Source organism: Klebsiella sp. K5-306 (assembly GCF_051835185.1).
In the GTDB taxonomy this organism is placed as follows: Bacteria; Pseudomonadota; Gammaproteobacteria; order Enterobacterales; family Enterobacteriaceae; genus Klebsiella; species Klebsiella oxytoca.
Window position 1 is genome coordinate 72,840 of sequence record NZ_JAIFJY010000019.1, and the last position, 12,828, is coordinate 85,667.

11 protein-coding genes are annotated in these 12,828 nt (G+C 61.3%); 2 read left to right on the forward strand and 9 right to left on the reverse strand.

Annotated features, from left to right (window positions below):
* Nucleotides 1-489 precede the first annotated feature (489 nt).
* Nucleotides 490-1,254: an SDR family NAD(P)-dependent oxidoreductase gene (locus tag K2184_RS23905; RefSeq protein ID WP_163525228.1), complete on the reverse strand. Its 765-nt coding sequence runs from the start codon at nucleotides 1,252-1,254 to the stop codon at nucleotides 490-492.
* 182 nt (nucleotides 1,255-1,436) lie between these two features.
* Between K2184_RS23905 and K2184_RS23910 the strand changes: the two genes are divergently transcribed.
* Nucleotides 1,437-2,774: an aspartate aminotransferase family protein gene (locus K2184_RS23910; RefSeq protein WP_163525226.1), complete on the forward strand. Its 1,338-nt coding sequence runs from the start codon at nucleotides 1,437-1,439 to the stop codon at nucleotides 2,772-2,774.
* 95 nt (nucleotides 2,775-2,869) lie between these two features.
* On the opposite strand, the gene K2184_RS23915 is transcribed toward K2184_RS23910, so the two are convergent.
* The 5 genes from K2184_RS23915 to K2184_RS23935 all read right to left on the reverse strand — a co-directional run bounded on the left by K2184_RS23915 (nucleotide 2,870) and on the right by K2184_RS23935 (nucleotide 8,005).
* On the reverse strand, nucleotides 2,870-3,574 hold the full coding sequence (locus tag K2184_RS23915) for an ABC transporter ATP-binding protein (RefSeq protein ID WP_004100030.1): 705 nt from the start codon (nucleotides 3,572-3,574) through the stop codon (nucleotides 2,870-2,872).
* A complete protein-coding gene (locus K2184_RS23920; RefSeq protein ID WP_023329419.1) occupies nucleotides 3,561-4,397 on the reverse strand; it encodes an ABC transporter ATP-binding protein in 837 nt (278 codons plus the stop codon). Before K2184_RS23920 ends, K2184_RS23915 begins: the two co-directional genes overlap by 14 nt.
* Nucleotides 4,390-5,223, reverse strand: coding sequence for an ABC transporter permease (locus K2184_RS23925; protein WP_108704091.1), 834 nt, complete (start codon nucleotides 5,221-5,223; stop codon nucleotides 4,390-4,392). Before K2184_RS23925 ends, K2184_RS23920 begins: the two co-directional genes overlap by 8 nt.
* The gene (locus K2184_RS23930; protein WP_004100034.1) at nucleotides 5,223-6,272 is read right to left on the reverse strand and encodes an ABC transporter permease; all 1,050 of its coding nucleotides are present in this window, start codon (nucleotides 6,270-6,272) and stop codon (nucleotides 5,223-5,225) included. The genes K2184_RS23925 and K2184_RS23930 overlap by 1 nt, the downstream gene beginning before the upstream one ends.
* A gap of 164 nt (nucleotides 6,273-6,436) precedes the next feature.
* Nucleotides 6,437-8,005: an ABC transporter substrate-binding protein gene (locus tag K2184_RS23935; RefSeq protein WP_004111210.1), complete on the reverse strand. Its 1,569-nt coding sequence runs from the start codon at nucleotides 8,003-8,005 to the stop codon at nucleotides 6,437-6,439.
* Nucleotides 8,006-8,216: 211 nt separating this feature from the next.
* Between K2184_RS23935 and K2184_RS23940 the strand changes: the two genes are divergently transcribed.
* Entirely contained in the window at nucleotides 8,217-8,912 is a 696-nt protein-coding gene (locus K2184_RS23940; protein ID WP_023320529.1) for a GNAT family N-acetyltransferase, read from the forward strand.
* Nucleotides 8,913-9,045: 133 nt separating this feature from the next.
* On the opposite strand, the gene betA is transcribed toward K2184_RS23940, so the two are convergent.
* The 3 genes from betA to betI are packed head-to-tail and all read right to left on the reverse strand — an operon-like array spanning nucleotide 9,046 to nucleotide 12,801.
* Entirely contained in the window at nucleotides 9,046-10,710 is a 1,665-nt protein-coding gene (gene betA / locus K2184_RS23945; protein WP_064345007.1) for a choline dehydrogenase, read from the reverse strand.
* A gap of 14 nt (nucleotides 10,711-10,724) precedes the next feature.
* The gene (gene betB, locus K2184_RS23950) at nucleotides 10,725-12,197 is read right to left on the reverse strand and encodes a betaine-aldehyde dehydrogenase (RefSeq protein WP_023320530.1); all 1,473 of its coding nucleotides are present in this window, start codon (nucleotides 12,195-12,197) and stop codon (nucleotides 10,725-10,727) included.
* A gap of 10 nt (nucleotides 12,198-12,207) precedes the next feature.
* On the reverse strand, nucleotides 12,208-12,801 hold the full coding sequence (betI, locus tag K2184_RS23955) for a transcriptional regulator BetI (protein ID WP_004111216.1): 594 nt from the start codon (nucleotides 12,799-12,801) through the stop codon (nucleotides 12,208-12,210).
* Between the last annotated feature and the right edge of the window lie 27 nt (nucleotides 12,802-12,828).

The window sequence follows — 12,828 nt, forward strand, 5'->3', positions numbered from 1 at the left end:
TGGCAGATTGGGTAGCCCGGGCAGGCGCGTCAAGCGCCGCCCCCGGGACGGGGTGGGAGGAGTTCCGTTCACTATTATTCCGCAGAAAATGTCTCACCGCGGTAGGTGAACGGGTAAAGGGGGAGAAAACCGTCTCCCCCTTTACAATCTCCGCGGTCCCGCAAAGAAATCGGTGCTACGCACTGCGCTCACCTCCCGGACCTCAGCCTGCGGTCGGCTCAACTCGACCTTACTCGTCCCATCCCTGGGACTCGCCCCTACGGGGCCAGCGCAAGCGCTGTTCAAAATTGCTCCAGGCAATTTTGTCGTGTCTCGATTCGCCTCTGTCCGCCATCCCTGGCGGCCAGCCCTTGTCTTCGGCCCTCCGGTTCGCCGATTTCAGCGGGGGCCAGGGCATCGCTGCATAACACGTTGTTTCAAAGACATATCCGTAGCTGCATGAAACTCTCCCGGAGGCGGCGCTTACGCGCCTCTCCGCCCTACCAAACCTTAATCCCGATCGATCGCGAACGGCTGCCAGGCTTGACGTACCGGCATTACCTCGACCCGGTTAATGTTCATATGGTCCGGCAGGGTGGCGATATAAAACATCTGTTCGGCAATATCCCGCGCGCTCAGCGGCGTGGTGCCTCGATACAGGTTGTCCGACGCCGCCTGGTCGCCTTTGGTGCGCACCAGGGTAAATTCCGTTTCGGCAATACCCGGCGCGAGATCGGTCACGCGCACCCCGGTCCCGAGCAGATCGCAGCGCAGGTTATAGCTGAACTGCTTCACGAAAGCCTTACTGGCACCGTAGACGTGGCTGCCGGGATAGGGCCACTGCCCGGCGATAGAGCCAATATTGATGATGCTCGCCCCCGCGCCGTGACGAATCAGCGTCGGTAGCAGGGCATGGGTCACGTTGACCAGCCCGGTGACATTGGTGTCGATCATCGTTTTCCAGTCGTCCAGATCCACTTTCTGCGCGGGCTGCGGCGACAGCGCCAGCCCGGCGTTGTTAATCAGCGTCGTGATATCGGCGAATTCAGCGGGCAGCGCCGCCACGGCCCCGGCGACCGCATCGCTATCGCGGACGTCGAGTTCGATAATGTGCACCGGCACCTGCGAGGCGAGCTTATCCTGTAGCGCCTTCAGCCGCTCAAAACGGCGTCCGCTCAGCACCAGCGACCAGCCCGCATCGGCGAAGACCTGCGCCGCTGCTTCCCCAAAACCCGAGGTCGTCCCGGTAATAAACACCACTTTGCTCGTTGCCATTTCATTCTCCTGTGCAGGTTGTCGCTCCCACTATAAAAACCCCGCGCGCGCGGGCACAGAGCCAGTCGGCGCGCGGCGATGTGACACGGTGTCACATCATTTTCGCCTGACTGGCTCTATCCGTTTCTGCCCTGAACGACCAATGATGAGGCCAACAACAACGACATGAGAGAGGGCAGGGTATGAAGCTGGCACTACAGAACGAGGTAGCGATAAGCAATGATGAAGTTCGGCAGCTGGATCGCGCTTATGTGTTTCATTCATGGTCGATGCAGGGCAATTTAAATCCGCTGGTGATCGCCGGGGCTAAAGGCTGCGAGCTGTGGGATTACGAAGGCAATACTTACCTGGATTTCAGCAGCCAGCTGGTCAACGTCAACATTGGCTATCAACATCCGCGCGTGCTGGCGGCGATGAAAGCCCAACTGGAAGAGCTGGTGACCATCGCGCCCGCCACCGCCAACCTCGCCCGCGGCGAAGCGGCGAAGCGCATCGTCGAGCTGGCGCCGGAAGGCTTTAGCAAAGTGTTCTTCACCAACGCCGGCGCTGACGCCAACGAGAACGCCATCCGCATGGCGCGGCTCTATACCGGGCGCGATAAAGTGCTCTCCGCCTATCGCTCCTATCACGGCAACACCGGCAGCGCGATTGCCGCCACCGGCGACTGGCGCCGGGTGCCGAACGAGTATTCCCGCGGCCACGTACACTTTTTCAATCCCTACCTCTATCGCAGCGAATTTAACGCCGCGACGGAAGAGGAGGAGTGCCAGCGCGCGCTGGCCCATCTGCGGCGGATGATTGAATGCGAAGGCCCGAACGCGATAGCCGCGATTCTGCTGGAGTCGATTCCGGGCACCGCCGGGATTCTTGTCCCGCCCGAGGGCTATATGCAGGGGGTGCGGGCGCTGGCCGATGAGTTCGGTATTGTGCTGATCCTTGATGAAGTGATGGCCGGTTTTGGTCGTACCGGGAGCTGGTTTGCCTTCGAGCAGGATGGCGTGGTGCCGGATCTGGTGACTTTCGCCAAAGGGGTCAATGCGGGCTACGTCCCGGCCGGCGGCGTGCTGATTAGCGAGCCTATCGCCCGCTACTTTGATGACCATTTCTTTGCCGGGGGGCTGACCTATTCCGGCCATCCGCTGGCGATGGCGGCGATTGTCGCCACCATTGACGCGATGAAGGAAGAGAAGGTGGTGGAGAACGCGGCGACCATCGGCAACGAGGTGCTGCGTCCGGGGCTGGAGGCGCTGGCGGAGAAGCACGCGATTATCGGCAACGTGCGCGGCCGCGGTCTGTTCCAGGCGCTGGAGCTGGTCAACAGCCGCGAACATAAAACGCCGCTGGGCGCTGCCGATATGGCGGCCATTAAAAGCGCGTTAACCGAGGCCGGCCTGCTGGCGTTTGTGGTGGAGAACCGCATTCATGTGGTGCCGCCGTGCACCATCAGCGCCGGGCAGGTGGCAAAAGGCCTGGCGATTTTTGATGCGGTATTCGCCCGCTTCGCGAACCTGGCTCAGTAAGGGGATGATTTCCCGGGTTGCGGCGTAAACGCCTTACCCGGGCGACCTTCTCGCAGATGGCGGCGAACCCGTAGCCCCGCAAGCGGGGGCGGGTTTTAGTCTAACCGATGTTCGCCGTTCGCCAGCGCTTCGCGGTCAAAGAAGCGCTGAATCACGCCTTCCGCCATAAACGCTGCCCGGTCCGACATATGGGCAATCACATCGGCATCGTGGCTGACCAGCAGATAGGTCATTCCGTGCTCCTGCTTTAGCCGATTGAGCAGATTCAGTATTTCCGCCTGCACCGACATATCCAGCGCCGACGTTGGCTCATCCAGCAGCAGAATCTTTGGCCGCAGCAGCAGCGCGCGAGCAATCGCCACCCGCTGGCGCTGGCCGCCGGAAAGCTGGTGCGGATAGCGGCGCGCGGCGTCGGCAGGCAGCCCCACCTCTTCCAGGGCGGTGGACACCCGCTGCTCGATCTCGCCGATAGCGTGAATTTTCAGCGGCTCCGCCAGCGTACGCCATAGCGTATGATTGGGATGCAGCGAGGCGTACGGGTCCTGAAACACCATCTGTACGTTGCGCCGCAGCTCGCCCTGAAAACGCGCGCCCGGCGTAATGGCCTTATCGAACAGTTCAACTCGGCCGCGCCAGTCCCGCTGCAGCCCGGCTAATACCCGGAGAATCGTTGATTTTCCGCAGCCGGATGCGCCGATCAGGCTGAACGTTTCCCCTGCATCAACGGCAAAGCTGGCGGCGGACACCGCGGTTTTTTCAGCAAAATTCACCTGTAGATTGTTGAGATTAACGATTGCCATGCGCCGCCTCCGTCAAGTTCAGGGTTCGGTCGAGGGTCGGCAGCATCTGACCGTAAGTTTGCGCGGCCGGGCGACAGGTCCAGAGCGTACGGGTGTAGGGATGCGTCGCCGTCGGCAGATCTCGCGCCGCCATCTCATCGACCTTTTTCCCTTGATACAGGACCAGCACCCGCTGGCAGTGCTCGGCCACCAGCGGCAGGTCGTGGCTAATCAATAGCATCGCCATCCGCCGCTGTTCGCACTGCTCTACCAGCAGTTCAAGGATCTGATTGCGCAGTCGGGCATCGAGGGCTGAAGTGGGCTCATCGGCGATCAGCACCTGCGGATTATTGAGCAGCGCAAGGGCAATCATCACCCGCTGGCCCATCCCGCCGGAGAGTTCGCCAGGATAGCGGTTGAGCACCGGTAAATCCAGACCGACGGCGGCAACGGCGGCTTTGACCGCCTCCAGCCGTGCGCGGCGGCTAAGGCGCTGATGCAGAGTTAATGCCTCTTCCAGCTGCGCCTGAATGCTTTTTACCGGATTGAGCGCGTAGCGCGGGTCCTGCAGCACCATCGCAATATCGTTGCCGCGTAGCTCGCGCCAGCCGCGCTCGCGAAGGGTTAATGCGTCGCGCCCCAGCACGTTGAGCGCATCGGCGCTGACGACGCCGGGCCGGCGGACCAGCCCCATCAGGGCGCGTGCGGTCATGGATTTACCGGAGCCGGATTCGCCGACCAGCGCCAGCCGCTCGTTGCCGAGCGTGAAGCTTAAATGGTCCACCACTCTGGCGGTGGGATAGTCGATGGTCAGTCCCTGAACGATCAGACGAGTATCAGTCATGTTGCGGCTCCAGAACGTCGCGCAGGCCATCGCCCAGCAGGTTAAACGCCAGGCTGGCGATCAGGATGACGGCGCCAGGGGCGGCGGCGATCCACCACTGGTCAAAAATGACCTGCATGCCGTCAGCGATCATCGCGCCCCATTCCGCCATTGGCGGGCGGGCGCCGAGGCCAAGGAAGCCGAGACCGGCAGCGGCGAGAATAATCCCGGCTAGATCCAGCGCCAGCCGGACGATCGCCGAGGGCAGACAGAGCGGCAGAATATGGCCAATCAGCAGACGCCAGCCGCGAATGCCCATCATCTCCGCCGCCGCCAGATAGTCGCTGTGGCGCAGGCGCTGAATTTCGCTGCGCGCCTGACGGGCGTAAGCGGGCCAGGTCGTTAGCGCCAGCGCCAGGGCGCCGTTCACCAGGCCCGGGCCGAGCATCGCGACAAACGCGAAGGCCAGAATCAGCCGCGGCATCGACATTACCACGTCGGTAAAACGCATCAGCACGCGCTCCAGCCAGCCGCCGTAATAGCCGGACAGGATCCCCACCAGCAGACCGGCGGGGAGCGTAATCGCCGTCACCAGCGCAACCAGCCCCAGCGCCGGACGGGTGCCGAAAATCAGCCTTGAGAGAAGATCGCGACCGTAGCTGTCGGTGCCGAGCCAGTGCCGCGCGCCCGGACCCTGCAGCCGCGCGGCGGCGTCCTGCCAGTTCGGGTCGAGCGGAGCCAGCCAGGGGGCAAAGAGCGCAATCAGCAGGAGTAACGTAATGATGATCAGACCGCAAAAGGCGGCGGGAGAACGGCGCAGGTGGCGTAAAAAAAGGTAGCCAGGCATCAGCGTATCCTCGGATCGGTCAGCCGCACCAGCAGGTCGGTGAGGTTATTAATCAGCACAAAGCTCGCGCCGATCAGCAGCGTACCGCCCATAATCGCCGTGGTATCGCCGGCAAAGAGCGCGGTGGTCAGATAGCGGCCAATTCCCGGCCAGGAGAAGACGGTTTCGGTCAACACCGCCCCTTCCAGCATGGAGGTCCAGGCGAGGGCGGTCACCGTCAGCAGGGTGCCGCGGATATTGGGCAGGACGTGACGCAGCAGAATCGTCATCTCACCGGCCCCTTTGGCGCGCGCCAGCAGGATGTACTCTTTGTTCATTTCGCTCAGGCAGGCGGAACGGGTCAGGCGGGTGATGCTCGCCAGAGAGTAATAGGCCAGCAGCAGCACCGGCAGCAGCAGGTGCCCGGCGGCGTTTTTAACCGCCTCTTTATCACCCGAGAGCCAGGTATCAATGAGCGCAAAGCCGGTGCGCGGTTCGACGGTGTACTGATAAATATCGTCCAGCCGCCCCGGCCCCGGCGTCCACTGCAGTTTGGCGTAAAACAGCGCCAGCATCAGCAGGCCGAGCCAGAAGATCGGCACCGAGTTGCCGAGCAGCGTAAAGGTGCGCATCGCCAGATCCCACGGCGAGCCGACGTAGCGGGCGCAGAGAACGCCTGCGATAACGCCCGACAGCGCGCCGATAATCAACGCCAGCGTGGCCAGTTCGAGGGTTGCCGGGAAAGCGGCGAGCAGGTCGTGCAGCACCGGCTGGCCGGTTGAGCTGGCGATTCCAAGATCGCCGTGGGCGAGATTCAGCAGATAGTGCCAGAACTGCAGCGGCAACGGCTGGTCGAGGCCGAGCTGGTGGCGCACCTGATCATAGGTGGACTGACTGGCGTGGTCGCCGACGATTTGCAGCACCCGATCAACCGGCGACAGCGCAGAGAGCGCAAAGGTCACCAGCAGCAGGCCGAGCAGCGTCAGGGCCAGCGTCAGCAGTCCCTGAAACAGCGCGAGCAGGGGGCGTTTTGCGCGCCGCTCTGCTCGGGGAGGTAAAACAGCAGACATGGTTATTCCGTTGGTAAAAAGTACAGTGTTATCAGCTGGTGCGATCTGTTGTTGTAGCCCGGTCAGCGCAGCGCCAACGGGAAAACATAAGGTATCGGGGCCTGCGTTCCCGGAGGCGGCGCGTTGCGCCTGTCCGGGCTACCTGATCGTACCTGCCCCAGGCGTTATTTGGTTACCCGGTCATACCACACCATATCGGCATTGAGACCCTGCTGATAACCCTTCACGTTATCGCGAACCACAATCTGGGTTTTACCCTGATCGATAAACACGTAAGGCGAATTGCGCTGCAGTTCCTCCTGCATGTTTTTATACAGATCCTGGCGCTTCGCTGCGTCCGGCTCGGCGACTGCCGCCAGGGTCGCTTTATTCAGCTCCGGGATCTGCCAGCCGTTTAGCCCGGCGACGGTACTGGATTTACCGTCGTTGTAGGCAAAGGCGCTGGCGTTAGAGTGGGCGTCGAAATAGTCAGGGATCCACAGCCGAATCGCCGCCTGATGCTGTTTGGCGCGCACGCGAGCATAGACCTGGCTACCCGCGGCCGGCAGCAAATCCACCTTCACGCCGCCCTGGGCGAAGCTCGCCTGCATCGACTGAGCAATGGTGATAAACGGCGGCTTGTTTTCGACGTCGAGGGTGAAATGCGCCTCTTTAATGCCCGCTTTAGCGAGGATGTCTTTGGCTTTTTGCGGGTTGAATGTAAACGGGTTATTCTCCAGCGCGCCCGGCAGGCCGACCGGCAGGAAGCTCTGATGGACGAAATATTGCCCTTTCAGCAAATCTTTCGTGATGCCGTTGTAATCCACCAGCCAGCGCGCCGCTTCCCAGAAGGCCGGGTTTTTCAGCAGCGGGTTAGCGCTGTTGCCGGTATTAAAGACCAGATAGTTCTGCTCAGCGGAGGGGATGCTGAGAACCTTGACGCCCGCTTTACCCTGCAGAGCCGCAATCTGGTCGGCGCCGAGATCGCGCGCCACGTCAGCATCACCCTGCTGGATGAGAAGACGACGTGAGGCCGGGTCCGGAACGTTTTTAATGATGATGCTTTTCAGCTTCGGCGCGCCGCCGGGTGCGCTGCTGTTGGCCTCCAGCACGATGGCCTGATGCGGCTGATAGACCCGCATTTTATACGCGCCGCTGCCCGCCGAGTGCATTTTCAGCCAGCCGTTGCCGAAGTCGTTATCTTTGGCGTTCGGGGCGACCTGTTTCTCATCGACGATAGAGGCAATCGGCGTGGAGAGAATATTCAGCGCCACCGCCGGGCTGACGTCGGCAGTCCAGCGTAGCGTGAGGGTATGGTCGTCTACCTTCTTCAACTGGCTGGCGATGTTATCCGGCTGCCAGCCGAGGACGTTAAGAATAAATGCCGGCGATTTGTTCAGGGTGACCGCGCGGGTGTATGAGTAAATGACATCTTCCGGGCGTAGCGGGTTACCGGAGGCGAATTTGGCGTCGGGCTTTAGCTTGATGGTCAGCGTTTTCGCCGCCGGATCGGCCTGCCAGCTTTCGGCCAGGATCGGGGTGATTTTTTCAGGGTTATCGCGGTCCGGCTGCACCAGACGCTGATAAAGGCTCGGTACCGTCTGGATGCTGGAGAGCTCGTTGGCTTCCGCCGGGTCGAGGCTGACGATATCGTCGAGGCCCTGGGCGACCACCAGAGTCCCCGGCGGCGTGGCGGCGTGAACGGCGGCGGATAACGCGGCGAGCGCCAGCAGCGGCAGCAGTTTTTTAGTCATATGCGATCCCTGAAAAAAGTTATTGTGATTATTGATGTTTCGCTACGTTAGGCCGCTTAATTACGGGCGTAAAGTCAAAGATCGGCTAAGTTTATGCTTAAAAAGCATAAGCAACACCAATGGGTTATGACGATCGATCGTACCGGGCATCTCCTTCGGCCGTTCGGCTTTCTTGCTATAACAATTTGATAACAATACGGGAGAGATAAGCGTGCCGGAAATTAATGAATTTGGTCAGCAGGTCAACGATCGCGTGCCCGGGTGGCGGGGGGCGGGACTTCTGCGCCGCACGGCGTTAAATGGCCGCTATTGCCGACTGGAGCCGCTGGATACCGACCGGCACGCGGCGGATCTGTTTGCTGCCTATGCTCTCGGCGACGACAGTGACTGGACGTGGCTGGCGAGCACGCGTCCGCAGAGCGTTGAGTCAACGGCGAACTGGATCACCGGCAAGGTTATGGATGACGGACTGGTGCCCTACGCGGTTGTCGATCTGCGCTGCGAGCGAGCCGTCGGGCTGGTCAGCTATATGGCGATTGAGCGGGCGATGGGCACGGTGGAGATTGGCCACGTCACCTGGTCGCGGGCGATGAAAAATACGCCGCTCGGCACCGAGGCGGTCTGGCTGCTGCTGCAAAATGGTTTTGCCCATGGCTATCGTCGACTGGAGTGGAAGTGTGACTCAATGAATATTGCTTCCCGCCGCGCCGCTGACCGACTGGGATTCACCTGGGAAGGACGCCTTCGCCAGAGGATGGTGCGTAAAGGACGAACCCGCGATAGCGATATGCTGTCGATTATTGACAGCGAATGGCCCGCGCGCGATGCGGCGCTGCGGGCCTGGCTGGCGCCGGAGAATTTTGATGCTAATGGACGGCAGATAAAGCGGCTGGAAGATTTTCGCTAGTTTTCCCTCTCCCGGAGGGAGAGGGAGCCGTTCGGCGCAAACGTTGCCTCCCGGCACAGGGCTTGAGGGGGCTACTGATGCGGTTTTCGCCCTCGCCCCGTTGGGGAGAGGGCGGGGTGACGGGAACCGCCTCTTACCGGCGAACCGGCGCGCCGTTCGCCACGTAATACGCCGCCGTGCTCTTCGGCAGCGGCTGACGGCCGCGAATGGCATCAGCCATTTTTTCGCCAATCATAATTGTGGTCGCGTTAAGGTTGCCGGTAATAATCTGCGGCATGATCGAGGCGTCGACCACGCGCAGGCTTTCCAGTCCGTGAACCCGACCTTCGCCATCGACCACCGCCATCTCGTCATAGCCCATTTTACAGGTGCCGCACGGATGGAAGGCGGTTTCCGCATGATTGCGCACGAACTCATCCAGCTCGGCATCGCTCTGGCACTCCGCACCCGGGCTGATCTCCCGGCCGCGATAGTTATCCAGCGCCGGCTGATGCATGATTTCGCGGGTAATCCGAATCGCATCGCGAAACTCCTGCCAGTCCTGTTCGCTGGACATATAGTTAAACAGAATCGCCGGATGTTCGTGCGGATCGCGCGATTTCAGCCGCACGTGGCCGCGACTCGGGGAGCGCATAGAGCCAACGTGGCACTGGAAGCCGTGCTCTTTCACCGCGTTTGAGCCGTTGTAGTTAATCGCGACCGGCAGGAAGTGATACTGAATATTCGGCCATGTAAAGGCTTCCCGGCTGCGAATAAATCCGCCCGCTTCAAACTGGTTGCTGGCGCCGATGCCGGTTCCGCCGAACAGCCATTCGGCGCCGATTTTCGGCTGGTTCCACCACTGCAGCGCCGGGTAAAGCGACACCGGCTCTTTGCATTCGTACTGCAGATACATCTCCAGATGATCCTGCAAGTTTTCCCCGACGCCCGGCAGGGCGTGTACCAGCGGAATATCGAACTGGCGCAACAGTTCCGGGCTGCCGACGCCGGATCGCTGCAGAATTTGCGGCGAAGCGATAGCCCCCGCGCAGAGCAGCACTTCTTTATTGGCGGTCGCTTTCGACGGCGCGGTGCTGTCGCCCTCCAGCCACTCGACGCCGACGGCGCGCTTGCCGGCAAAAATAATATGATCGGTCAGCGCATGGGTGCGAATAGTCAGATTGGGACGCGCGCGCGCCTGGTCGAGATAGCCGCGCGCGGTACTGGCGCGGCGTCCCTGCGGCGTTACGGTACGATCCATCGGGCCAAACCCCTCCTGCTGGTAGCCGTTAAGATCGTCGGTGCGCGGATAGCCAGCCTGTACGCCGGCTTCAATCATCGCGTGGAACAGCGGATTATTGCCCTGCTTTGGCGTGGTGACGCTGACCGGGCCGTCGCCGCCGTGGTAATCGTTGGCGCCGATATCGCGGGATTCTGCTTTGCGGTAATAGGGCAGGCAGTCCAGGTAGCTCCAGTGCTCAAGCCCCGGCGCCGAGGCCCAGTTATCAAGATCCATAGCGTTGCCGCGGATATAGCACATGCCGTTGATTAACGAGGATCCGCCGAGTCCCTTACCGCGTCCGCACTCCATGCGGCGATGGTTCATATGCGGTTCAGGCTCGGTCTCGTAGGCCCAGTTATAGCGACGCCCCTGTAGAGGAAACGCCAGCGCGGCGGGCATCTGGGTGCGGAAGTCGAAACGGTAATCCGGGCCGCCCGCTTCCAGCAGCAGGACGGTGGTGTCAGGATCTTCCGTCAGTCGTGTAGCCAGTACGTTGCCGGCGGAACCGGCACCAATAATAATGTAGTCAAACTGCAAAAATGACCTCCTGGTTAAAATATGGATTGAAACTGACCCATCTCAACCTGGATGGATTTTATCTGGGTGTAGCTGTGCAGCGTCTGTACGCCGTTTTCGCGGCCAATCCCGGAGTGCTTGTAGCCGCCGACCGGCATCTCCGCAGGGGATTCGCCCCAGGTGTTGATCCAGCAGATCCCGGCCTCCAGCCGATGAATCAGACGATGGGCGCGGTTTAAATCCGGCGTGACGACGCCAGCGGCGAGGCCGTATTCGGTGGCATTGGCGCGGCGAACCGCTTCTTCCTCATCGTCGTAGCTCAGAATCGACATCACCGGGCCGAAGATCTCTTCGCGGACGATGGTCATCTGGTCATCGCAGTCGGTAAATACCGTCGGGGCGACCCACGCGCCGTGGTCGAAGCCTTCTCCTTTCAGCACTTCGCCGCCGCAGAGCAGGCGCGCGCCTTCTTGTTTACCCGTCTCGATGTAGCGCAGCACGTTCTCGCGGTGCGGGAAGCTCACCAGCGGTCCGAAGTTGGTGCTTTCAGCAAACAGATCGCCGGGGTGGATACGCGCCACGCGGGCGAGGACTTTCTCTTCAAATGCCGCTTTCAGGCGCGCCGGAACGAATACCCGGGTGCCGTTGGTGCAGACCTGGCCTGAACTGTAGAAATTAGCCATCATCGCGATGTCGGCGGCGAGGTCGAGGTTGGCGTCTTCGCAGACGATCAGCGGTGATTTTCCGCCCAGCTCCATAGTCACTTCCTTCAGTGAGGAGGCGGCGGAGTTGGCCATCACTTTTTTGCCGCTGGCGACGCCGCCAGTAAAGGAGATTTTGGCGATGTCCGGGTGCTCGGTGAGATACTGGCCGGTTTCGGCGCCGGTGCCCGGCAGCACGTTAAATACGCCCGCCGGGAGTCCCGCTTCGCGGTAAATTTCCGCCAGCTTCAGGGCGGTGAGCGGGGTGACTTCACTCGGCTTAAAGATCATCGCGTTCCCGGCCGCCAGCGCCGGGGCTGATTTCCATAAGGCGATCTGGATCGGGTAGTTCCAGGCACCGATCCCGGCGACGACGCCCAGCGGTTCCCGGCGGGTATAGACGAATGAACTTTCGCGTAGCGGGATCTGGCTCCCTTCCAGCGCCGGGATCAGGCCCGCGTAGTACTCCAGGACATCAGCGCCGGTGACGATATCGACGGCGGCGGTTTCGCTCAGCGGTTTGCCGGTATCGAGAGTTTCCAGACGCGCCAGTTCGTCGTTGCGCTCGCGCAGAATGTCGACCGCTTTACGCAAAATGCGCGAACGTTCCATGGCGCTCATCGCCGCCCAGATTTTTTGCCCTTTTTGGGCGCTCTTTACCGCCCGGTCGACGTCTTCGCGGCCGGCGGCCTGGACGGTCGCCAGCACTTCCCCGTTGGCGGGGTTAATCGTCTCGAAGGTTTTACCGCTGGTGGCGGAAACATAACCACCGTCGATGTAAAGCTGCTGTTCGGCCATTCGGGACATGGGTCCTCCATTATTGAGAAGTCGGTGGCAGATATTTGCTGATGAAGTGCTCGGCGAGCGTTTCGGCGCGGGCTTTATCGAGCGGTTTACCGCTCAGCGCCGCGCGTAGCCACAGCCCGTCGATCAGCGCGGCGAGACCGTACCCGGCCTCCTGCGCCTCTTCGCGCGGCAGGGCGCGCTGAAACTCATAGACGATATTCGACAGCAGTCGTCGGCTGCTGACCTGCTGCAGGCGATAGAGCATCGGCTGATGCATGCTGCTGGCCCAAAAGGCGAGCCAGGCCTTCATTGCCGCGCTGCTTATCTGACTCTCGTCGAAGTTGCCGGCCACGATGGCGCGCAGGCGTTCCCGCGGGCCGGCCCCGGGCAGGGCGTGCAGGCGGCTCAACACCGCCTGGCGCAGCTGGCCGGTGATATCGCGCATCGTCGCCTCCAGCAGGCCGTTCTTATCTTTGAAATAGTGGCTGATGATGCCGGTCGATACGCCAGCACGTCGGGCGATCTGCGCGACGGTGGCATCGTGCATTCCCACTTCATTGATGGCGGCCAGGGTCGCGTCAATCAGCTGCCGCTGCCGTATCGGTTGCATCCCCAGTTTGGGCATTTCTCAGACTCCATTCATCAGCTTTGT

What these genes read in the sequence shown, in the direction of transcription:
- K2184_RS23905 (WP_163525228.1), bottom strand. Translation starts at nt 1,254, where the DNA reads ATGGCAACGAGCAAAGTGGTGTTTATTACCGGGACGACCTCGGGTTTT.
- betI (WP_004111216.1), bottom strand. Translation starts at nt 12,801, where the DNA reads ATGCCCAAACTGGGGATGCAACCGATACGGCAGCGGCAGCTGATTGAC.
- betB (WP_023320530.1), bottom strand. Translation starts at nt 12,197, where the DNA reads ATGTCCCGAATGGCCGAACAGCAGCTTTACATCGACGGTGGTTATGTT.
- K2184_RS23925 (WP_108704091.1), bottom strand. Translation starts at nt 5,223, where the DNA reads ATGCCTGGCTACCTTTTTTTACGCCACCTGCGCCGTTCTCCCGCCGCC.
- K2184_RS23920 (WP_023329419.1), bottom strand. Translation starts at nt 4,397, where the DNA reads ATGACTGATACTCGTCTGATCGTTCAGGGACTGACCATCGACTATCCC.
- K2184_RS23930 (WP_004100034.1), bottom strand. Translation starts at nt 6,272, where the DNA reads ATGTCTGCTGTTTTACCTCCCCGAGCAGAGCGGCGCGCAAAACGCCCC.
- K2184_RS23910 (WP_163525226.1), top strand. Translation starts at nt 1,437, where the DNA reads ATGAAGCTGGCACTACAGAACGAGGTAGCGATAAGCAATGATGAAGTT.
- K2184_RS23935 (WP_004111210.1), bottom strand. Translation starts at nt 8,005, where the DNA reads ATGACTAAAAAACTGCTGCCGCTGCTGGCGCTCGCCGCGTTATCCGCC.
- K2184_RS23915 (WP_004100030.1), bottom strand. Translation starts at nt 3,574, where the DNA reads ATGGCAATCGTTAATCTCAACAATCTACAGGTGAATTTTGCTGAAAAA.